The sequence below is a fragment of the Reyranella sp. genome, from assembly GCF_965228225.1.
GTDB lineage: Bacteria > Pseudomonadota > Alphaproteobacteria > Reyranellales > Reyranellaceae > Reyranella.
The window spans coordinates 5386790-5407381 of the sequence record NZ_OZ245801.1 but is presented as its reverse complement, the minus strand read 5'-3'; the positions used below and the strand labels follow the sequence as shown (position 1 = coordinate 5407381).

Sequence of the window (20592 nt, the reverse complement as noted above, 5' to 3'; positions counted from 1 at the left end):
CCCAACTCCCTCGCGCTATATATGAAACGACACCGGACAGGCTGGGGAGCGCACCGCATGGCGATCAAACGGCGCAGCATATTGGCAGGCGGCGCGGCCCTTTGGGTCGGCGCGCCGGCGATTCTGCGGGCCCAGAGCCCGGCGGCTCCCGCTGCGGGCGCCAAGGCTGCGGCGGACGCGATCCATGTCAGTCACGGTTTCGCCATGCACGGCGAGCCCAAGTACAGGGCCGACGCCGGCCCGCCCGACTATGTGAACCCGGATGCGCCGAAAGGCGGCAGCGTCCGGTTGGGCGCCCGCGGCACCTTCGATTCGCTGCACCCCTTCATCGTGAAGAGCGTTCCAGCCGCCGGCATCAGCCAGCTCTGGGATACGCTGTGCTGGAATTCGCGGGACGAGGCCTCGACCGAATATGGGCTGATCGCCGAGACGATCGAATGGCCCGAGGACCGGTCGTGGGCGGCCTTCACGCTCCGGCCGCAGGCGCGCTGGCACGACGGCAGCCCGATCACGGTCGAGGACGTGATCTTCTCGCTCGACATCCTGAAGTCGAAGGGCCTGCCGAACTACGCCTTCTATTACAACGACGTGCTGAAGGCCGAGAAGGTCGGTGATCGCAAGGTGAAGTTCACCTTCCGCGACAACACCAACAAGGAGCTGCCGCTGATCATCGGCCAGCTCCCGATCCTGCCGTCCAAATGGTGGGCCAGCCGCGACTTCGAGAAGGTGTCGCTCGAGCCCGCGCTCGGCAGCGGCCCCTACAAGGTCGAGTCCTTCGATGTCGGCCGCTCCATCGCCTATCGCCGCGTCGACGACTGGTGGGCGAAGGATCTCTGGATGAATCGCGGCCGCAACAACTTCGATGTGATCCGCTACGAGTATTATCGCGACGTCACCGTCCAGTTCGAGGCCTTCAAGGGCGGCGACCTCGACATGCGCCAGGAGAACATCGCGCGCAACTGGGCGACGGCCTATGACATCCCCGCGGTGCGCGACGGCCGCATCCAGCGGGCCGAGATCCCGCACGAACTGCCGACCGGCATGCAGTGCTTCGCTTTCAACACGCGCCGCGACTATTTCAAGGACAGGCGCGTGCGCGAGGCGATTTCCACGATGTTCGACTTCGCCTGGGCGAACAAGAACCTGTTCTACGGCATGTACAAGCGGAACATCTCGTTCTTCGGGAACTCGGAGCTCGCCTCGTCGGGCCTGCCGACCGCTGCCGAGCTGAAGTACCTCGAACCGCTGCGCGGCAAGATCCCGGAAGAGGTCTTCACCAAGGAGTTCGTGCTGCCGGAGACCGACGGGACCGGCAATGTCCGCGACCTCGCGCGCAAGGCGCTGGCCCTCCTCAAGCAAGCCGGCTGGGAGATCAAGGACGGCAAGATGACGGAGACGAAGACGGGCCGGAAGCTCGCCTTCGAGATGCTCCTGGGCGACGCCAGCTTCGAGCGCGTTGTCCTTCCCTACAAGCAGAACCTCGAGCGCATCGGCATCGACATGACCGTGCGAACGGTCGACACCGCGCAGTTCAAGCGCCGCGAGGACGAGTTCGACTTCGACATGATGGTCGACAGCTTCGGCCAGTCGCTGTCCCCGGGCAACGAGCAACGCGACTTCTGGGGCTCGACCGCCGCCGACAGCAAGGGCAGCCGCAATACGATCGGCATAAAGGATGCCGCGATCGATTCGCTGATCGAGACCCTGATCGGCGCACCCGACCGCGAAAGCCTGATCAACGTCACGCGCGCGCTCGACCGCGTGCTGCTGTGGAGCAGCTTCGTCGTGCCCAACTGGCACAGCAACACCGCCTACGTCGCCTACTGGAACCGGTTCGGCCGGCCGGCCAAGAGCGCAAAATACGCCCCGGTTGCCTTCGATACCTGGTGGATCGACGAGGCCAAGGACCGCGCGCTGCAGCGTGACAGGAAGTAGGCGTCCGGCCACTCCATGATCGCCTACATCCTGCGACGCCTGATGCTGGTGGTGCCGACCCTGTTCGGCATCATGGTGGTCAACTTCTTCATCATCCAGGCCGCTCCCGGCGGCCCGGTCGAGCAGATGCTGTCCCAGATCCAGGGCACGGCCGTCGATGCGACCGAGCGCTTCTCGGGCAGCTCGAGCGGCGGCGAGACGCTGCGCAAGGGCGGCCAGGACTCGGGCAGCGGCACCTATCGCGGCGCGCGCGGCCTGCCGCGCGACCTGATCGAGCGCATCGAGAAGATGTACGGCTTCGACAAGCCGATGGGCGAGCGCTTCGTGCTGATGATGAAGAACTACCTCGTCTTCGATTTCGGCGAGAGCTTCTTCCGCAACAAGCGGGTCGTCGATCTCATCATCGAGAAGATGCCGGTGTCGATCTCGCTCGGCCTCTGGACGACGCTGCTGATCTACTTCGTGTCGATTCCGCTCGGCATCGCCAAGGCCGTCCGCGACGGCTCGCGCTTCGACGTCTCGACCTCGACCGTCCTGATCGTGCTGAACGCCATCCCGGGATTCCTGTTCGCGCTCCTGCTCGTCGTGCTGTTCGCCGGCGGCGGCTATTTCAAGTGGTTCCCCCTGCGCGGCCTCGTCTCCGACGACTGGAGTTCGCTCGGGCCGATCGACAAGGTGCTCGACTATTTCTGGCACATGGCCCTGCCGATCGGCGCCATGGTGATCGGCGGCTTCGCGACGCTGACCTTCCTCACGAAGAATTCCTTCCTCGAGGAGATCCACAAGCAATATGTGCTGACCGCCCGCGCCAAGGGCCTGGTCGAGCGCCGCGTGCTCTACGGTCACGTCTTCCGCAACGCCATGCTGATCGTGATCGCGGGCTTTCCTGCCGCCTTCATCGGCGTGCTGTTCACCGGCTCGCTGCTGATCGAGGTGATCTTCTCGCTCGACGGGATCGGCCTGCTGGGTTTCGAGGCGGCGCTCAACCGCGACTATCCGATCATGTTCGGCACGCTCTACTTCTTCGGCCTGATCGGCCTCGTCATGGGGATCCTGGGCGACATCATGTACACCGTGGTCGACCCCCGGATCGATTTCGAGGGACGTTCCTGATGAACCCGATGAACCGGCGCCGGCTCGCGGCGTTCCGCGCCAGCAAGCGCGGCATGATCTCGCTCGCGGTCTTCGGGCTGCTGTTCTTCGTCTCGCTGTTCGCCGAGTTCCTGGCCAACAACAAGCCGATCCTCATCCGCTACGACGGCGCCTTCTACTCGCCCATGGTGAGGGACTATCCCGAGACGACCTTCGGGGGCGATTTCCCGACCAACACCGTCTATTCCGACCCGGAGGTGCAGAAGCTGATCGAGGCGAAGGGCTGGATCCTGTGGCCGCCGATTCCCTACAGCTACGATACGGTGCTGAAGGGCGAGGGCCGGACGACCCTGCAGCCGCCCTCGCGGCAGCATTGGCTGGGCACCGACGACAGCGGCCGCGACGTGATGGCCCGCCTCATCTACGGGTTCCGCATCTCCGTCCTGTTCGGCCTGGTCCTCACCCTGGCCAGCACGGTGATCGGCATCGCCGCCGGCGCGGTGCAGGGCTATTTCGGCGGCGTGGTCGACCTCCTGATGCAGCGCTTCCTCGAAATCTGGTCGAGCATGCCGACCCTCTATCTGCTGATCATCCTGGCGAGCTTCATCCAGCCGGGCTTCTGGGTCCTGCTGGGGATCATGCTGCTGTTCAGCTGGATGGCGCTGGTCGGGCTGGTGCGCGCTGAATTCCTGCGCGGTCGCAATTTCGACTATGTCCGGGCGGCCCGGGCGCTGGGTATGATGGATGCGCGCATCATGTTCCGGCACATCCTCCCCAATGCGATGACCGCGAGCCTGACCTTCCTGCCCTTCATCCTGGCGGGTTCGGTCACGACGCTGACCTCGCTCGACTTCCTGGGCTTCGGCCTGCCGGTGGGCTCGCCCTCGCTCGGCGAACTGCTGCTGCAGGGCAAGAACAACCTCACCGCCCCCTGGCTCGCCTTCACCGGCTTCTTCGTGATCGCCCTCATGCTGTCGCTGCTGGTGTTCATCGGCGAAGCGGTGCGCGACGCCTTCAATCCACGCAAGGTGCTGGCATGAGCGAGCCCCTCCTGCTCGAGGTCAAGGACCTCTCCGTCAACTTCGGCACCGGCGACAAGGCGGTGCGCGCGGTGCGCGGCGTCAGCTTCGACATCAGGCGCGGCGAGACCGTCGCGCTGGTGGGCGAATCGGGCTCCGGCAAGTCGGTGACGGCGCTGTCGGTACTGCAGCTGCTCGCCTATCCGGCGGCCAGCCATCCCACGGGCAGCATCCGCTTCCAGGGCAAGGAGCTGGTCGGCGCCTCGACGCGCGAGCTGCTGGCGGTGCGCGGCAACCGCATCTCGATGATCTTCCAGGAGCCGATGACCTCGCTCAACCCGCTGCATACGATCGAGCGGCAGGTCAACGAGGTGCTGATCCTGCACAAGGGCCTGTCGCGCGAGGCGGCGCGCAAGCGCACGCTCGAACTACTCGACCAGGTCGGCATTCCGGATGCGGCCAACCGCCTCGACGCCTACCCCCACCAGCTCTCGGGCGGCCAGCGCCAGAGGGTGATGATCGCCATGGCGCTCGCCAACGAGCCCGACCTGCTGATCGCCGACGAGCCGACGACGGCACTCGACGTCACCATCCAGGCGCAGATCCTGAAGCTGCTGAAATCGCTGCAGGCGCGCTACGGCATGGCGCTGCTGTTCATCACCCACGACCTCGGCATCGTGCGCAAGATGGCCGACCGGGTGTGCGTGATGACCAAGGGCCAGATCGTCGAGCAGGGCCCGGTGGACGAGGTCTTCGACCGGCCGCAGCACAGCTACACCCAGCATCTCCTCTCGGCCGAGCCCAAGGGCCGTCCGGCGGCGGCCGATCCCGCCGCGCCCGAGATCCTGCGACTCGACGATCTCAAGGTGCATTTCCCAATCCGGCGCGGCGTGATGCGCCGCACGGTCGGTCACGTGAAGGCGGTCGACGGCGTCAGCCTCGCCTTGCGCGAGGGCCACACGATCGGCCTGGTCGGCGAATCGGGCTCGGGCAAGACGACGCTGGGTCTCGCCCTGCTGCGCCTCGAACGCAGCGAGGGCGGCATCCGGTTCGACGGCCGCGACCTGCAGGGGCTCGGCCAGCGCGAGCTGCGGCCGATGCGCCGCGAGATGCAGATCGTCTTCCAGGATCCGTTCAGCTCGCTCAGCCCGCGCATGTCGGTGGGCGAGATCGTGGGCGAGGGGCTGGAAGTCCATGGCATCGGCACGAAGGAGGAGCGCAGCACCCTGATCGACCAGGTGCTGCGCGAGGTCGGCCTCGATCCGTCGAGCCGCGAACGTTATCCGCACGAATTCTCCGGCGGCCAGCGCCAGCGCATCTCGATCGCGCGCGCCCTGGTCCTGAAGCCGCGGCTGATCGTGCTCGACGAGCCGACCTCGGCGCTCGACATGAGTGTCCAGGCACAGATCGTCGATCTGCTGCGCGACCTCCAGCAGCGCCACAAGCTTGCCTATCTTTTCATCAGCCACGACCTCAAGGTCGTGCGGGCGCTGGCCGACGAAGTCGTCGTCCTGCGTCATGGCAAGGTGGTCGAGCGCGGACCGGCGAGGCAGATCTTCGAGGCGCCGCAGACCCCTTACACGCAGGCGCTCATCGCCGCGGCCTTCAATCTCGAAGCGATCGGCGCCGACAGCCGGGTTGTCGCTTCCTAATCGGCAGGAAAGAGCGAACGGGGCTCGACCCGGCGAGTCCGTCCCAGTAAAAGACCGAATGACCGGCGCTATTGCCTATATCAGCCGCGATACCGACGGCATCCTCTGGAAGAAGGTCCTCGAAGCGGGCCTTGGTCCCCTCGATTTCCGCACCCGGGACAATCTCGGCAACAAGGACGAGATCGACGTCGTCCTCGCCTGGAAGCCCGATCGCGGCCTGATCGCCTCCTTCCCCAACGTGAAGCTGATCGTGTCGTTGGGCATGGGTGTCGACCACCTGCTGGCCGACGACCAGTTGCCCGCCGGCGTGCCGATCACGCGCATCATGGACGACGGTCTGGTCGGCCAGATGAGCGAGTACGCGATCTACTGGGCGCTGCGTCACCATCGCGACGTCGACAAATATGCAGAGAGCCAGCGGGCGAAGCGCTGGAAGCCCGAGGACTTCGTCGACACCATCGATCGCCGTATCGGCATCAGCGGTCTCGGCACCATCGGCCAGGACACGGCAAGTAAGTTCGCGGCGCTCGGCTTCCCGACGGCCGGCTGGAGCCGTACGCAGAAGAGCCTGCCCGGCGTCGAGACGTTCCACGGCCCGGACGGGCTGGCGGCCTTCCTCGCCCGCACCGACATCCTGGTGAACGTGCTGCCGCTCACGCGCGACACCAAGGGCCTGCTCGACGCCAAGCTGTTCGCGGCGCTGCCGAAGGGCGCCTACCTGATCAACATGGGCCGCGGCGGACATGTGGTCGATGACGACCTGCTGGCCGCCATCGATTCGGGCCATCTCTCCGGGGCCGCGCTCGACGTGTTCAACACCGAGCCGCTGCCCGAGAGCCATCCCTACTGGACGCACCCCCAGGTCAAGGTGACGCCGCACATCGCCGGCGCCACCAACCCGCGCACCGCCTCGCCCGGCGTGATCGAGAACATCAAGCGGATGCGGGCCGGACAACCGCTGATCAACACGGTCGACCCGGTTACCGGATACTAACTCCATGTCGTCCTGAGCGAAGCGAAGGACCTGACGGAACGACCGGAGTACTCCTGAGCGAACGCTAGATCCTTCGCTTCGCTCAGGATGACATCATGTGGGTTTCTGTTACTTCCCGAACCTGTCGGCGATCGTGCGATAGATTGCGCGGGCGACCTGGGCTTCGCCGCCTTCGGGCCGGCCCGGCCGGCTGGTGTTGTTCCAGGCCATCATGTCGAAATGCGCCCACGGCACGTCGTCGGGCACGAATTCCTTCAGATACAGCGCGGCCGTGATCGCGCCGCCGAAGGCGCCGGCCGAGACGTTGTTGATGTCGGCCACCTTGCTGTCGAGCATGCGGCGATAGGCCGGGAAGAGTGGCATGCGCCACATCGGATCGGTCACTGCCTCGCCTGCGGCGATCAGGGAATTGGCGAGCTTGTCGTCGTTGCAGAACAGTGCCGGCAGGTCGGGCCCCAGCGCCACGCGCGCCGCGCCGGTGAGGGTCGCGCAATCGACCATCATCGCGGGCTTCTCCGATGCCCCCTCGTGCAGCGCATCGCACAGGATCAGGCGGCCTTCGGCATCGGTATTGCCGATCTCGACGGTGATGCCCTTGCGGGTCGTGATCACGTCCATCGGCCGGAACGCATTACCCGACACCGAGTTCTCGACCGCCGGCACGAGCACGCGCAGCCGCACCGGCAGGCCCGTCGCCATGATCATCGACGCCACCGCGAGCACGGTCGCCGCGCCACCCATGTCCTTCTTCATCATCAGCATTCCGGCCGCCGGCTTGAGGTCGAGGCCACCGGTGTCGAAGCACACGCCCTTGCCGACCAGCGTCACCTTGGGATGACTCGCCTTGCCCCAGGTGAGATCGATCAGCCGCGGTGCGCGGGCCGATGCCCGGCCGACCGCATGGATCGTCGGATAGTTCTGCTTCAGCAGGTCGTCGCCTGCGATGACCTTGATCCTGGCCTTGTGCGTCTTGGCGAGATCCTGCGCAGCCGCGGCCAGTTCGGCGGGGCCCATGTCGGAGGACGGCGTGGTGATGAGGTTCCGCGCCATCGAGATCGCCTCGACGGTCGCCGTCGCGCGCTTCCTGTCGGCATCGGCCGGCCACACGAAGCGCGGGCCGGGCTTGGCCTTGGTCGCGCGATAGCGATCGAAGGTCCAGGCGCCCAGTCCGATCGCCACGACCACGTCGGTCATCGAGACCGGCCCGGTCTCGCCGTCGAGGCGCCACGTCCCCACTGGGAGCTTCGAACTCAGGGCGCCGAAATCCCAAAGCGTCGGCGCATTCGGAATCACAAACACTGCACCGGAGGCTTTGCCGTCGTCGCCCGGCAACACCGCGATATCTCCGGGCAATCCCGGGATACCGAGCGATTCGACCCAGGCCCGCCGCACCGCGGACTGCGCCTTCAACCAGGCACCCCACTTCGAATGACCCACAAACTGCACGGGCAAGGAGGAAGAAGAACGGTCGACGAACGGCAGCGACATGGCCATGCTCACAATCATCATAGAGAATGGTTAACATTGCCGGCCAAACTCCATGGCTGGCAAGGAGGGCGTATATGGCCGAATTCACCGTCGTGATCGGCAACAAGAACTACTCGTCGTGGTCGATGCGCGGCTGGCTGATGGCCAGGATCGCCGGCATCGAGTTCGACGAAATCGTCGTGCCGCTCGACAGGCCCGAGACGCAGGCGGCAATCCGCAAGCACTCACCCTCCGGGCGCGTGCCGGTGCTGCTGCATCGCGGCCTGGCCGTCTGGGATTCGCTCGCCATCGCCGAATATCTGAACGACCTCAAGCCCGAGGCCGGCCTGTGGCCGCCTTCGGCCGCCGCGCGCGCCCATGCCCGCTCGATCTCAGCCGAAATGCACTCGAGCTTCACCGACCTGCGCGACAACATGCCGATGAATATCCGTGCGTCCCTTCCCGGCAAGGGCATGACGCCAGGCGTGCGCGCAGACATCGAGCGCCTCACTTTCCTGTGGCGCGACTGCCGCAAGCGGTTTGCCGGCGCGTTCCAGAAGGACGATGGCTTCCTGTTCGGCACCTTCGGCGCCGCGGATGCGATGTTCGCGCCTGTCGTGACCCGCTTCAAGACCTACAGCGTCACGCTCGACAGCGACGCCGACGCCTATTGCACCGCCGTGCTCGGACATCCCGCGGTGAAGGAATGGGTCGATGCCGCCGAACACGAGCCGTGGCTGATCGACAAGTACGAGTTCAAGTAGTCGACGCGGGAGACTGCGAAACCCGTTCGTCCAGCTTTTCCTCCGGCGTCATGAACATGCGCCAACGGCGGGCGGCGATGCCGAGGTCGCGGCGGCTTGAATAAACCGCGAGCAGAGGCGCGAGGACCAGCCCCGCGACCACGGGCAGAAGCCAATAGAGGAATGCGGGCGCCCAGTATCCCATGACGACCACGGCCGCGGCGCCCAACGCGACCTGGCCGCCATGCCGGCCTAGCGCCAGAGCCCAAGGCATGCCGCGCTCGCCGCGCGCCTGCGGCGGCCAGCCCACCGCACGCCCGGCCAGGATGCCCAGCATGAACAGCGAGTGGAAGAGCATCATGACCGGAGCCAGCAGCGCGGAGAACAGCGTCTCCAGCACCACGCTGGCCGTCAGCGCCAGGCGTCCGCCGTAAGCGGGTGCGGGCGCGCGCAGGGACAGGACCAGCGCCAGCAGCTTGGGCAGGAACAGCAGCAGGGTGGTCACGAGAAGGAGCGCGTGCACGTGGCCGGTATTGTATTGCGGCCAGTTGGGAAACAGCGATGGGGCGTTACCGAAGTAGACCGGTCCGACGATCTCGTGCTCGAGCACGATTGCGGCGCTGAGCAGAAGCGAGCCCAGCCAGAGCGGCGAGGCGAGATAGCCCATGATGCCCATCACGAGGTGCAGGCGGCTCATCCAGTGCAGGCCGCGCATGAAGACCAGCCGCGCATGCTGCAGGTTGCCCTGCATCCAGCGCCGGTCGCGGACGGCATAATCGACGACGTTGGTGGGCAGCTCCTCGAAGCTGCCGCCCAGATTGGGCAGGTTCCACACATGGAAGCCGGCACGGCGGATGAAGGCGGCCTCGACGAAGTCGTGGCTGAGAATCTCGCCGCCGAACGGCGCGCGGCCCTTGAGCACCGGCAGCCGGCAATGCTCGGAAAAGGCCGCGACGCGGATGATCGCATTGTGGCCATAATAGTTGGCCTCGCCCATGTTCCAGAAGGAATGGCCGGTCGCGACCATGCTGCCGTAGACCCGGGACGAGAACTGAAGGATGCGCGCGAACAGGGTTTCGCGCCCCATGGCCACGGCATGGGTCTGGATGATGCCGGTGCGCGGGCTCGCCTCCATCAGCGCGGCCAGCCTCACCATCGTGTCGCCCGACATCACGCTGTCGGCGTCGAACACGATCATATGGTCGAACCGCTCGCCGTGCGTGTCGAGCCAGTCGGCGATGTTGCCCGCCTTGCGTCCGATATTCCTGTGACGTCGGCGCCAGTGCAGGCGTTCACCGAGTCCCAGTCGCTCGCGCAGCGCCTCGACACCGGCTTCTTCTTCGGCCGCGATCGCATCGTTCGTCGTGTCGCTCAGGACGAACAACTCGAACGCCTTCGACTGGCCGGTCGTCTCGAGCGAGTGCCAGGTGGTCTCCAGGCGGGCGAAGACCTCATCGGGTGCCTCGTTGTAGACGGGCACCAGAATGGCCGTCCGTCCGCGCAGTGCCGGGACGGTTCCGTCCGAGGCACCATCACCCGGCCCTCGTCGGCGCAGGGAGAGGGGATGCAGGCCGAAGCTCTTGAGAATGAAGCCGACGATGGCGGTCCAGAAGGAGAGCGCGATCCAGCCGAAGCTGAGGGTGAAGACCGCAAGCAGCGCGATGGCCAGGCCATAGGGAACCTGTGGGCCCAACGCCATCGCCAGCAACTGAAGCCCCGCTGCCGTCGTGACGGCCACGAAAACAAGCAGGAATAATCTCCGCCAGCCCGCCTTGCCGGCGTGGCGGTCGAGATTCCAGAGCGAGTTGTCGACGTTGTCCATGGGCGCGCTCTCTGCTCGAACGTGGATCAAGGGCGGACCTGGCCGGCGAACGTCTCGCTCAACCGGTCTCCCCCTACGGTCAGGTATGCGCGGATATCGATCGGCCTCCGCCCTTCCAGTTCGACATCGATGAACAGACGTCGATTGGCAGAACCGGGCGGCTGGTCGATCTCGGTGCGCAGCAGCTTTCCGCCGCTGACCTCTACGTTGGACGCGACAAGCCGTTCCTCGGCGAGCTTGGTCAAAGTGTCGCCCTCGAACTCGACCACGAGCCGGCGCCCCTTGGCGTTGCCCTCGATCGTTGCCTGGCGCGTCGCCACCACGCGCGCATCGGACGCGAGGGCCGCTTCGTCGTTGAGCGCCGAGAGGCGATAGCGGTATTCCAGCGCCTGGCCCTTGGCGACCGGCCAGCGCGACACCCAGAAGGCCACGATGTTGTCGTGATATTCCGACGGCGTCGGGATCTCGACGAGGCGGACCTCGCCTTCGCCCCAGTCACCCTTCGGCTCGACCCACAGGCTGGGACGAGTCTGATACTTCGCGACGCTGTCCTGGTAACGATCGAAGCGCCGCTCGCGCTGCTGCAGGCCGAAGCCACGCGGATTGTTGTCGACGAACGACGAGACCTGCAACGACCCGGGATTGGTGAGCGGGCGCCAGATTCGCTCGCCCTCACCCGTTACCATCGCAAGCCCGTCGGAATCGTGGACCTCCGGTCGGAAGTCGTCGCGCCAGGGACCGGACTTGCCCGACAGGAACATGCTGGTGAGCGGCGCTATGCCCAGCATCGACACGCCGTGGCGCATGAAGAGACGGGCATCGACATCCACCGTGGTGCGCACACCCGGCGTAACGGTGAAGGCATAGGCGCCGCTGGCGCCCGGCGATTCGAGCAAGGCATAGACCGTCAGCGTCTTGTCTCCGGGCGCCGGTTCGACCAGCCAGAACTCGCGAAACTCGGGAAATTCCTCCGACCGCGGCTGGGCCGTGTCGATCGCCAGCCCGCGCGACGACGCGCCATAGGCCTGGCTCTTGCCGATGGGACGGAAGTAACTGGCACCCAGGAAGGAGATGATCTCGTCGTGCTTCTGTCCGTTCAGCGGATAGGTGACCTTGAAGCCGGCGAAGCCGACCTGAGCAGGCGGCGTCGCCGTGCCGAAGTCGAACATCTCAGGCGAAGCCGAGAGGGCCGTCGCTCGCCCCGCAGTATCCGGCGTCCCGCTCCGGGTGATGACGTATAGTTTCACGGGCGTCTGATAGAGGAAGCCGGTCGGAAAGAACTCCACCCGGAAACGACCCCCGCCCTCACGCCACAGGATCGAGTCGGGTCTGAAGCGGATGCCGCGATATGTATCGTAGCCGAGCTTCGCCGTGTCCGGGATGGGCGCCTCCTTCGCATAGGCTTGGCCCGCCGACAGCCGCGCGCGCTCGATCAACTTGTCGAAGAAGCCCTCTGCACGAGCGGTTGAAGAACTGCCGACAACGAATACGACGAGCAGAGCGACCAATCGAATCACGGCATTCCCTCATACCGACCAAATCCGTGCCGCAACGCAGCATGGATCAGCCCGGTTGCCGGGGCTCATGAAGAACACAAGGCCCCTCCGTTCGCCACGGTACCCGCTCAGACCGTGACGATATTTCAGGAACGTAAGTCCCGGAGGGCACGTTGCCAGCGCGCGATCCATCACGGCGTTCTGCCGAGCACGAGATCGTCGAGGGAGAACCAACGATGTCCGACACCTCTCACTATCAACCCAATAAGGCGAAGCCGGATCTCGGCGCCGCCGTATCCGAAATAAAGACCGCATTCACCGGCAAGGCTGAGGAGTTGGCCGACCGGTCGACCGAGAGCGGCGCGGCTGCCGTCTCGGCCCTCGGCAAGACCGCGGCAACGCTCGCAGGCTCACTGGAGGAACAGTCGCCGGCGGTCGCCGAGTATGTGCGCTCGACCGGGCAGCGGATTGATCGGCTTGCGGACGACTTGCGCGACAAATCGGCCGGCGAACTGCTGACCATGGCGACCGATTTCGGCAAGCGCCAGCCGCTCGCCCTGCTGGCGGGCTCGGCCATCGTCGGGTTCGCGCTCGCCCGCATCGTCAAGGCCGGGATCGGCGCCTCGGCAGAAGCGGCCGGACCGCGGGCGAACGAGCCCAATGTCGGCCGCATCGACGTCTAGGAGGCCTCCATGAACACCCAAGAAAGGCCCGGCGTCGTCGGTCTCGTGACCGACGCTCTCGGCCGCAGTGCCGACCTGATACAGACGGAAATCCGTCTGGCCCGCGTCGAGATCGGCGAGAAGGCCGATGCTCTGCGCACCAGCGTCGTCAGCGGCCTCGTCATGATGCTGATCGGTACCGTCTTCATCATCGGCGCTGTGATTCTGGTCCTGCAGGCTCTCGTCGCCGCCCTCATCGAAGGTGGCGTTGCACCAGCCCTGGCGATCCTGATCGTCGCCGGCGGCTCCGCCCTTGGCGGAATCATCGTGCTACTCGCCGGCAAGAAGACCATTGGCGCCGTTGACCCTACCCCGACCCGTACCATCAACTCCCTGCAGAGCGATGCTCGCATGGCGAAGGAGAGCCTGACATGAGAGAGAGCGCCCAACTGCAACGTGAAGCCGAAGCCCAGCGCGCCGGCCTGTCCAACACCCTCGGCCAGCTGCGCGAAGGCATGACGAGTTCGGCCCTGTCGACCGAGTTGGTCGGCGTGCTGCGCGACAGCAGCCTCTCCGTGGTGAAGAGCCTGGCCGAATCGGCCCGGACCAATCCGGGGGCGGCCCTGCTGATCGGAGCGGGCCTCACGATGATGCTGACGCGCACCACCGGCGCCGATGTAATGTCCAGCGCCAGCTCGGCGCTGAAGGCGGCGACCGCCGTCGGCACCGACGCCGCCGTCGCGGCAGCCGGCAGCGTGAAGAATGCGGCCGGCGCCGCCGCCGATACCGCCCGCTCGATGGCGGGTCAGGCGAGCGACAAGGTGGCCGGCGTGACCGACAAGGTCACCGGCATGGTGAGCGAGACCGCCACGTCCTTGAAGGACCGGGCCGCCGGCACCGCCGACGCGCTGCGCGGCAAGGCCGACGAACAGCTCGACCAGGCCAAGCACATGATGGAAGACGGCAAGCACACCGCCGAGCATCTCGGCGAGGATGCCACCAAGCTGGCGTCCGACACGCGGCAGGCCGTCTCCAAGCTTTTGGAAGAGCAGCCCATTCTCGTCGCGGCAATGGGCGCGGCGCTGGGGGCGATCTTCGGCGCGGCGCTGCCGGTGTCTCAGGCCGAACGCAATGTGCTCGGCAAGGTCGGCGCCCAGGCGATCGACAAGGGCCGCGAGGTCCTCGAGACGGCAAAGGACACGGTGACGGACGAGATCGCTGGCGCGCATCTCGGCGAGAAGGTCGAGGGTATGGCAGGCAAGCTGGTCGACACGATGGTGCCGACCTCATCCCGCCCGGCGTAACTCTTTACGCACTCTCTAAGCCAAACAGCAGGACGGCCGCCCGAGGGGGCGGCCGTTTTTGCTTTCAGCTGCCGACCCTCAGGAATTGGGCTTGGGCAGCGTGGTCGGGCTGATCCGCAGGATGGTGTAACCCACCTGCTCCAGCTTCACGGCCTCTGCCTGGGCTTCCACCAGGCTCGAATAGCCGATGCCGATTTCAGATTTGGTGCGCGGGTCTATCGTCCACACCATGTGTTTGCCGAAGGCTGCTTCTTTTGTCATCGCGGCCTTATACAGAGCTTTGCCGCCGGAGTCCGAAGCTTGTCCGGGCCGGCGGCGCTCCAAGGGCCTCAGCCGTCGACCTTCGCCCCGCTGGCCTTCACGATCGGTGCCCAGACGGCGATTTCGCTCACGATGCGGTCCTGCAGCCCCTTCGGGGCCATCGGCCAGGGATCGCTGCCCAGGGCGGCAAACCGGGCTTTCACCTCGGAATCCTCGAGCGCCTGGGTGCCGACCGCGGCCAGCCTGTCGACGATCGGCTGCGGCACGCCGGCCGGTCCGCCGAAGCCCATCCAGACCTCGACCACATAGTTCGGCACGAATTCGATGATCGCCGGGACGTCGGGCGCGGCCTTGTTGCGCGTCCGGCTGGTGACACCGAGCGCCCGCAGCTTGCCTGCCTGCACGTGCGGCCAGCAGCTCGGCATGTTGTCGAACATGATGTGCACGTTGCCGGCAATGAGATCCTGCATCGCGCCGGCGCTGCCCTTGTAGGGAACGTGCAGCATGTCTGTGCCAGTGAGCTGCTTGAACATCTCGCCGGCCAGATGGATCGTCGTCCCGGAGCCGGACGAGGCCATATTGTACTTGCCGGGATTGGCCTTCAGCAGCGCGATCAGCTCGGGCACAGACTTCGCAGGCGCGCTGGGATGAACCACCAGCATGTTCGGCCACACCGACATGCCGGCCATCGGCGAGAAATCCTTCACCGGATCGTAAGGCAGCTTGGTGTAGAGCGCCGGCGCCATGCAGAACATGGAGACGGTGATCAGGCCGATCGTGTAGCCGTCGGGCGCCGCCTTGGCGAGTGCATCGGTCCCGATCGTGCCGCCGCCGCCGGCGCGGTTGTCGATCAGCACCTGCTGGCCCAGAATATCCGAGACCTTGGCCATGACGATGCGCGAGATGTTGTCGGTCGCGCCGGCCGGCGTGTAGGGCACGATGAACTTGATCTGCTTGTTGGGATACGCGTCCTGTGCGCGGGCGAGGCCCGGCGCGGCCAGGGTAGCGGCGGCGCCGGCCAACAGGGCGCGGCGGCCGGTCTTGAACTCAGGCATGTTTCCTCCAGACGACGTTTCTTTTATGTGGCGCGAACGCTAGCAGCCGGCCCGAGGGGCGTCACGTCATCCGGAGGCGACCGCTCGCGCTGCGGCCCGCGAGGTCGCTCAGCGGGCCGCGACGTTGGAAAGCGGCATGACGAAGACCTCGACCGGCTCGCTGCGACCGGGCACCTGGACCGCGCCGATGGGACGAAAGTGCTTGCTCTCGGCCGCACCGAAGCCGCCCGAGTTCACGGCGGCGGCCAGCGTCTCGGCGCTGGCGACGATGGCCGCATCGTGTGCCCGCGCGAGATGCTCCAGCCGGCTCGCCACGTTCACCGTGTCGCCGACAGCGCTGTATTCCAGACGGTTGGGACTGCCGATGGCGCCCATCAGCACGGGCCCGACATGGACGCCGACGGCGATGCGCACCGCCGGCAGGCCGCGTGTCCGGCGGCCGCGATTCCAGGCCTCGACCGACCGTACCATGCCGAGGCCACAGCGCAGCGCGCGCGTCTCGTCGTCGGGCTGGGCGTCCGGTGTGCCGAAGGTCGCCATCACACCGTCGCCGATGAATTTGTCGAGTGTGCCGCCATGGGCGAAGATGCACTCGGCCATGCGCTGATGGAAGACGCGCAGGAAATTGATGGTCTGCTGCGGCGGCTGGCCTTCCATCAGCCGCGTGAACCCCACGACGTCGACGAACAGCACGGTGGCCTTGCTCTCGCGGCCCGCCTCGAAATCGTTCTCGGCGCCGGCCAGGCGATCGACGAGGTTGGGTGAGAAGTAGCGCGCGAGATTGTTGCGCTCGCCCTCTGCCGAGAGGGTGCGGCCGAGATGGGCGCGGGCCCGCCACACCGCGATGGCGATGAAGCCGGTGCACAGCGTCATGAAGATGAGCTGCTGGATCAGGAAGGCCTCGGGCGTCACGAAGCCGGGACCGATCAGCCGCGCGAAGATGCCCCGTGCCACCGGCCAGAGATCGGCCGCGCCCGCGAGATCGATGCCGTAGGCCCGTGCCTGGTCGAGCGCGGTCCAGACGAAGCTTCCGATCAGCGCGACGAGCGAAGCCGCGCCGGTCAGGATCACGGTGCGAACCGAATAGCTGAGCGCGCTCGCGGTGAGATAGATGACCAGGTAGAGGAACAGCGAGCGGCGGCCGAACACCTGCTCGAGCCAGAGGCCGTTGTCGGGTGCGCCGGGAATCGGGACGAGCGTGCCGATGGTGATGACCGTCACGTCGAGCACGGTGACGGCGAGTTGCACCGCCCGCGCCTGCGGTGAGCTGCGAAGCGCATACACGATCCATGCCGACGCCATCATCGTCACGCAGGCGCCAACGCCGATGCCCACGCGCGCCGGCCCGGCGGCTAACAGCAGCCAGACGGCGACGATGCCCAGCGCGATCAGCCGGAAGCGGAACGCGAAGGCGAGGCCATTATGCTCTTCTTCCTGGAGCCGAAGCCGCAGGCGCGAGACGGCGCCATCCTGGGTGAGGGCTGAGGTCATGTTCTTACGTTTCGGAACGGGCTGAATGGCTTACGCGCTCTGCGTGTGCGCGTGAACGGAGTTTCGTTCAAAGAACCGTGAATGACGGTGTGAGAAATTCTCGTCTCTTGCCATTGAAATGATCGTTGGATTCGCCCTCGTGCGACCACAAAGATTGCTGCCGGAGGAGAGGACATGCTGATTTACAGAACTCCCGCCGAGATCGTCGGCCATGACGGACTGCGCATCGTTCTGGTGCGAGGCGTGCCGAGCCCGTGGAGCCAGGCCGCCAAGACACTCCTCGAGATCAAGGGGCTCGACTATGTCGCCGCCCCGCTCGATGTCGGCGGCGCCAACGAAGAGATCGCGGCCTGGTCGGGGCAGAACAGCGGCCCCGTCGTCGCGTGGCGCGACGGCCCGCCGCTCAACCGCTGGCTCGACATCCTGATGCTGGCCGAGCGGCTCGCGCCGGCGCCCGCCCTTCTCCCCGCCGATCCGCTGCAGCGCGCGCTGGCGATCGGCCTCGGCCACGAGATCCTGGGCGAAGGCGGCATCGCCTGGAACCGCCGCCTGCAGATGTTCTCGATGGCCGTGCAGGCCGGTGTAGGCGCGCGCATGGCCCCGCTGATCGACAAATACGGCTTCGATGCCGGCGACGCGGAGGCGGCGGGTGCGCGCATCGCCGCCACCCTGCGCGGTCTCGCGACGCAGCTGCGCGCGCAGCAGGCGCGCGGCGTGTCCTACTTCGTGGGCGAGGCGCTGAGCTGCGTCGACATCTACTGGACGTCGGTCATGAATATGATCCTGCCGCTGCCGGCCGCGCAGTGTCCGATCCGCGAGTCGTCACGCCCGGCCTTCACCGCCAGCGACCCGCAGATCGTGGCGGCGCTCGACCCGATCCTGGTCGAGCATCGCGACCGCATCTTCAAGGCGCACTTCCGCGACCCGATGGAGTTCTGAGCGAATTCAGCGCGTCGAAACCCTCGCTATTCCAGCCAGCGCAGGCAGCCGCTGGCTCCAAGCACGGGATCGAGCCGCCGGCGCACGTCGAACGGCAGCGCCGCCAGCTTCTTGCGCAACGCGTCGTAGCACTTGGCCTGGTAGCGGAAGGGCGCCTGGCTCCACGGCCGGCCGAGGATGTCGAGATCGACCGAGGGGGCGCCCGCTTCGAGCGCCGCGCGGTTGGCCGCCAGGAACGGCAGATAGGTCTCGCCGCAATGCTTCAGGAGTGCCGTCACACCGTCCGGCAAGGGTGCATCGGCCGTCAGCCATTCGCCATCGACGCCCGACGCATCGTCGAGACGCAGCAGCCAGCAATAGACGTCGGGCGACCGCGTCCGCATCTCCATCATCGGGGTCGGATCGACCGACAGGATCTGCAGTTGGCCGAACAGGCCGAAATCGGCCAGCGACGGCCGCGAGCCGAACAGGTACTCCATCTTTCGGACGTGGGGATCGAGCGTGTCGAGGATGAAGCGATAGCTGTCCTCGATGATCGGACGGTTGCCCTCGGTGCAGCCGACCATCGCCATGCGGCCGACCTGGCGATCGTTGAAGGCCTGCATCGCCTCGCGCCGCTCGACCTCCGGCATCTGCGGATCGCGCGAGGTGATCACCCAGTCCTGAGCGAACGCGCGGTCGGGGGCGTAGAACCAGCGATAGTGGAACATGATCTTGGTGACCCACTCGTCGCCGAAATCCTCCAGGAGGTCGCTGAGATAGGCCTGCGCCGGATCATCTGGAACGATCGAGCGCTGGCCGGGATGGGCGCGCTCCAGCGCATGGGCGAGCGGCGTCGAATCGTTCATCACCGTGCCGTCGGGGAACGTCAGCGCCGGGATCACCGGTGGCAGGCCCGCCGCGACCGCGACGTCGCGCGGCCAGCCCACGGCCTTCCAGATGAAGGGCAGCCGGCGATAGCGCAGGATCGCGCGCATCTTCACCGAATAGGGCGAGGGGCCGAAGCCGTGGAGGATGTAGGGGTTCGTGCTCATGTCACCACTCATTTTACCACTGCCCGAAGAAGATGCCGTGCTGGCGATGCTTGGCCGTGCGCGCCGCGACATAGGCGTCGTCGACGGTGACGCGGCTCTTGCGCGCCTTGGCCCAGGCGTTCAGCCGCTCCTCCATCTCGCGGAAGATCGGCGCATAGGTGAGGTCGGCGCCGAGGTCGCGCCGCTCTTTCGGATCGTTGGCGAGATCGAACAGCATCGGCCTGAAACCCTGCCACCAGACGTATTTCCAGCGGTCGGTGCGCACCATGATAGCGCGGCATTCGTCGGGCTTGCGACCGAGGATCGTGCGCGCCTCGCGGAAGGAATAGTCGAGTTCCGAGAACACCGCGTCGCGCCAGGTGTCGAGATGGATCTTGCGCAGCAGCGGCAGCAGCGAACGCCCCTCCAGCAGATGATCCTGCGGCGGCAGGCCCAAGGTTTCGAGGATGGTCGGCACGACGTCGATCGCCTCGACGAAGCGTTCGTCGACCGTGCCGCGCGTCAGGTCGGCCTCGGGATCGGGATCGACCACGATGAAGGGCACGCGCTGCGCCTCCTCGTAGAACATCTCCTTTTCGCCCAGCCAGTGGTCGCCCAGGAAGTCGCCATGGTCGGCGGTGAAGATGATCAGCGTGTCGTCGAGCCGGCCGGCACGCTCCATATGGGCGAACAGGCGGCCGAGCCAGTCGTCGAGCTGGCGGATCAGGCCCATATAGGCCGGGCGCACGATGCCCGGGGCGTCGTGCCGGCTGAAGGAGACCGACTCCTCCATCTCGCGATAGGCCGCGAGCACGGGATGCTCGTTCGCCCGCTCCTGCTCGTCGCGATTGAGCGGCAGCATGTCGGCGGCGCCGTACATGTTGTGATAGGGCGCCGGCGCCATGTAGGGCCAGTGCGGCTTCACGTAGCTGAGATGCAGGCACCAGGGCTTGTCGCCCATCTCGTCGATGAAGCGCATCGCCTCGCGCGTCATGTAGGCGGTCTCGGAATGCTCCTCCTTCACGCGCGCCGGCAGGTGGACGTTGCGCATGTGCCAGCCCGAAGCCTTCTCGCCGCCGGGCCCGTCGGCCGCGATCACGAAGTCGTTCCACGGATCGTCGGAGACGTAGCCGTGACGCCGCAGATAGTCGGCATAGCCGCTCTCCGCACCGGGCGGCGAATGCCCGTCGTAACGGTCCAGTTCCTCGAAACGGCCGGCGCGCATCAGCGCCTCCAGGGCCGAGCCGCCCTCGATGCCGAATCGTTCCAGTGCCTCGAGGTCGGGCAGCACATGGGTCTTGCCGGCCAGTGCCACCCGGATCCCGGCGGCCGACAGGAACTCGCCGAGGGTCTTTTCGCGCAGAGAGAGCGGCACGCGGTTCCAGGTGGCGCCATGGCTCGACACGTAGCGGCCGGTATAGAAGCTCATGCGGCTCGGGCCGCAGACGCCGGACTGCACATAGGCGCGCGGGAAGCGCACGCCGCGCGCCGCCAGCGCATCGATCGCCGGCGTCTTGAGGTGCGGATGGCCGGCGCAGGACAGATGGTCCGCGCGCAGCTGATCGCACATGATGAACAAAACGTTTTTGACCTTGCCCACGGTTTCCTCACTCGACGGCTTCTGCGTGCCCTGTCTAACTAAGCCGC

18 protein-coding genes are annotated in these 20592 nt (G+C 66.4%); 10 read left to right on the top strand and 8 right to left on the bottom strand.

All coding sequences use genetic code 11. The features are described from left to right. Window positions 1-57 precede the first annotated feature (57 nt). Genes ACO07K_RS26185 through ACO07K_RS26165 form a run of 5 tightly spaced genes read left to right on the top strand, consistent with a single transcriptional unit; the run spans window position 58 to window position 6692 of the window. A complete protein-coding gene (locus tag ACO07K_RS26185) occupies window positions 58-1935 on the top strand; it encodes an extracellular solute-binding protein (RefSeq protein WP_422033141.1) in 1878 nt (625 codons plus the stop codon). Window positions 1936-1950: 15 nt separating this feature from the next. Continuing rightward, a complete protein-coding gene (locus tag ACO07K_RS26180; RefSeq protein WP_422033139.1) occupies window positions 1951-3048 on the top strand; it encodes a microcin C ABC transporter permease YejB in 1098 nt (365 codons plus the stop codon). After that, a complete protein-coding gene (locus ACO07K_RS26175; RefSeq protein ID WP_422033137.1) occupies window positions 3048-4067 on the top strand; it encodes an ABC transporter permease in 1020 nt (339 codons plus the stop codon). The genes ACO07K_RS26180 and ACO07K_RS26175 overlap by 1 nt, the downstream gene beginning before the upstream one ends. Beyond that, window positions 4064-5698, top strand: a complete 1635-nt coding sequence (locus tag ACO07K_RS26170; protein ID WP_422033135.1) for an ABC transporter ATP-binding protein — start codon at window positions 4064-4066, stop codon at window positions 5696-5698. Before ACO07K_RS26175 ends, ACO07K_RS26170 begins: the two co-directional genes overlap by 4 nt. 58 nt (window positions 5699-5756) lie before the next feature. After that, window positions 5757-6692 (top strand): 2-hydroxyacid dehydrogenase, encoded by a 936-nt coding sequence (locus ACO07K_RS26165; RefSeq protein WP_422033133.1) that lies wholly within the window; start codon window positions 5757-5759, stop codon window positions 6690-6692. Between the two features lie 108 nt (window positions 6693-6800). Here ACO07K_RS26165 and ACO07K_RS26160 read toward each other — a convergent pair whose 3' ends face one another. After that, window positions 6801-8186 (bottom strand): leucyl aminopeptidase family protein, encoded by a 1386-nt coding sequence (locus ACO07K_RS26160; protein ID WP_422033131.1) that lies wholly within the window; start codon window positions 8184-8186, stop codon window positions 6801-6803. 68 nt (window positions 8187-8254) lie between these two features. On the opposite strand from ACO07K_RS26160, the gene ACO07K_RS26155 reads away from it, so the two are divergent. Then, entirely contained in the window at window positions 8255-8923 is a 669-nt protein-coding gene (locus ACO07K_RS26155) for a glutathione S-transferase family protein (protein WP_422033129.1), read from the top strand. Here the strand turns inward: ACO07K_RS26155 and mdoH are convergent. Both mdoH and ACO07K_RS26145 read right to left on the bottom strand, forming a co-directional pair. Next, window positions 8916-10724 (bottom strand): glucans biosynthesis glucosyltransferase MdoH, encoded by a 1809-nt coding sequence (gene mdoH, locus ACO07K_RS26150; RefSeq protein ID WP_422033128.1) that lies wholly within the window; start codon window positions 10722-10724, stop codon window positions 8916-8918. The genes ACO07K_RS26155 and mdoH overlap by 8 nt on opposite strands. A 26-nt stretch (window positions 10725-10750) precedes the next feature. Continuing rightward, a complete protein-coding gene (locus tag ACO07K_RS26145; RefSeq protein ID WP_422033127.1) occupies window positions 10751-12241 on the bottom strand; it encodes a glucan biosynthesis protein in 1491 nt (496 codons plus the stop codon). A gap of 215 nt (window positions 12242-12456) precedes the next feature. On the opposite strand from ACO07K_RS26145, the gene ACO07K_RS26140 reads away from it, so the two are divergent. Genes ACO07K_RS26140 through ACO07K_RS26130 form a run of 3 tightly spaced genes read left to right on the top strand, consistent with a single transcriptional unit; the run spans window position 12457 to window position 14186 of the window. Further along, window positions 12457-12903, top strand: a complete 447-nt coding sequence (locus ACO07K_RS26140) for a hypothetical protein (RefSeq protein ID WP_422033126.1) — start codon at window positions 12457-12459, stop codon at window positions 12901-12903. Window positions 12904-12912: 9 nt separating this feature from the next. Then, window positions 12913-13317 carry a phage holin family protein gene (locus ACO07K_RS26135; protein ID WP_422033124.1) on the top strand — a complete coding sequence of 135 codons (405 nt, stop codon included), beginning with the start codon at window positions 12913-12915 and terminating at the stop codon, window positions 13315-13317. After that, a complete protein-coding gene (locus ACO07K_RS26130; protein WP_422033122.1) occupies window positions 13314-14186 on the top strand; it encodes a hypothetical protein in 873 nt (290 codons plus the stop codon). The genes ACO07K_RS26135 and ACO07K_RS26130 overlap by 4 nt, the downstream gene beginning before the upstream one ends. Window positions 14187-14264: 78 nt before the next feature. Here ACO07K_RS26130 and ACO07K_RS26125 read toward each other — a convergent pair whose 3' ends face one another. From ACO07K_RS26125 to ACO07K_RS26115, 3 genes are all read right to left on the bottom strand, one after another. Continuing rightward, a complete protein-coding gene (locus ACO07K_RS26125) occupies window positions 14265-14447 on the bottom strand; it encodes a hypothetical protein (RefSeq protein WP_422009599.1) in 183 nt (60 codons plus the stop codon). Between the two features lie 68 nt (window positions 14448-14515). After that, window positions 14516-15502 carry a Bug family tripartite tricarboxylate transporter substrate binding protein gene (locus ACO07K_RS26120; RefSeq protein WP_422033120.1) on the bottom strand — a complete coding sequence of 329 codons (987 nt, stop codon included), beginning with the start codon at window positions 15500-15502 and terminating at the stop codon, window positions 14516-14518. Between the two features lie 108 nt (window positions 15503-15610). Then, window positions 15611-16993 (bottom strand): adenylate/guanylate cyclase domain-containing protein, encoded by a 1383-nt coding sequence (locus tag ACO07K_RS26115; RefSeq protein WP_422033118.1) that lies wholly within the window; start codon window positions 16991-16993, stop codon window positions 15611-15613. Window positions 16994-17167: 174 nt separating this feature from the next. On the opposite strand from ACO07K_RS26115, the gene ACO07K_RS26110 reads away from it, so the two are divergent. Beyond that, window positions 17168-17932, top strand: a complete 765-nt coding sequence (locus tag ACO07K_RS26110; protein ID WP_422033116.1) for a glutathione S-transferase N-terminal domain-containing protein — start codon at window positions 17168-17170, stop codon at window positions 17930-17932. Window positions 17933-17958: 26 nt separating this feature from the next. Here the strand turns inward: ACO07K_RS26110 and ACO07K_RS26105 are convergent, their stop codons facing one another. Together ACO07K_RS26105 and ACO07K_RS26100 are read right to left on the bottom strand one after the other, a co-directional pair. Further along, window positions 17959-18966, bottom strand: coding sequence for a glutathione S-transferase N-terminal domain-containing protein (locus tag ACO07K_RS26105; protein ID WP_422033114.1), 1008 nt, complete (start codon window positions 18964-18966; stop codon window positions 17959-17961). A 13-nt stretch (window positions 18967-18979) separates the two neighbouring features. After that, complete coding sequence (locus ACO07K_RS26100) at window positions 18980-20545, bottom strand: alkaline phosphatase family protein (protein ID WP_422033112.1); 1566 nt, start codon at window positions 20543-20545, stop codon at window positions 18980-18982. Window positions 20546-20592 lie beyond the last annotated feature (47 nt).

Bases quoted from the DNA above. Each gene is read 5' to 3' on its own strand.
- ACO07K_RS26175 (WP_422033137.1), top strand. From the start codon at position 3,048: ATGAACCCGATGAACCGGCGCCGGCTCGCGGCGTTCCGCGCCAGCAAG.
- ACO07K_RS26130 (WP_422033122.1), top strand. From the start codon at position 13,314: ATGAGAGAGAGCGCCCAACTGCAACGTGAAGCCGAAGCCCAGCGCGCC.
- ACO07K_RS26110 (WP_422033116.1), top strand. From the start codon at position 17,168: ATGCTGATTTACAGAACTCCCGCCGAGATCGTCGGCCATGACGGACTG.
- ACO07K_RS26115 (WP_422033118.1), bottom strand. From the start codon at position 16,993: ATGACCTCAGCCCTCACCCAGGATGGCGCCGTCTCGCGCCTGCGGCTT.
- ACO07K_RS26160 (WP_422033131.1), bottom strand. From the start codon at position 8,186: ATGGCCATGTCGCTGCCGTTCGTCGACCGTTCTTCTTCCTCCTTGCCC.
- ACO07K_RS26155 (WP_422033129.1), top strand. From the start codon at position 8,255: ATGGCCGAATTCACCGTCGTGATCGGCAACAAGAACTACTCGTCGTGG.
- ACO07K_RS26140 (WP_422033126.1), top strand. From the start codon at position 12,457: ATGTCCGACACCTCTCACTATCAACCCAATAAGGCGAAGCCGGATCTC.
- ACO07K_RS26185 (WP_422033141.1), top strand. From the start codon at position 58: ATGGCGATCAAACGGCGCAGCATATTGGCAGGCGGCGCGGCCCTTTGG.
- ACO07K_RS26135 (WP_422033124.1), top strand. From the start codon at position 12,913: ATGAACACCCAAGAAAGGCCCGGCGTCGTCGGTCTCGTGACCGACGCT.
- ACO07K_RS26120 (WP_422033120.1), bottom strand. From the start codon at position 15,502: ATGCCTGAGTTCAAGACCGGCCGCCGCGCCCTGTTGGCCGGCGCCGCC.
- ACO07K_RS26170 (WP_422033135.1), top strand. From the start codon at position 4,064: ATGAGCGAGCCCCTCCTGCTCGAGGTCAAGGACCTCTCCGTCAACTTC.
- ACO07K_RS26125 (WP_422009599.1), bottom strand. From the start codon at position 14,447: ATGACAAAAGAAGCAGCCTTCGGCAAACACATGGTGTGGACGATAGAC.
- ACO07K_RS26180 (WP_422033139.1), top strand. From the start codon at position 1,951: ATGATCGCCTACATCCTGCGACGCCTGATGCTGGTGGTGCCGACCCTG.
- mdoH (WP_422033128.1), bottom strand. From the start codon at position 10,724: ATGGACAACGTCGACAACTCGCTCTGGAATCTCGACCGCCACGCCGGC.
- ACO07K_RS26165 (WP_422033133.1), top strand. From the start codon at position 5,757: ATGACCGGCGCTATTGCCTATATCAGCCGCGATACCGACGGCATCCTC.
- ACO07K_RS26105 (WP_422033114.1), bottom strand. From the start codon at position 18,966: ATGAGCACGAACCCCTACATCCTCCACGGCTTCGGCCCCTCGCCCTAT.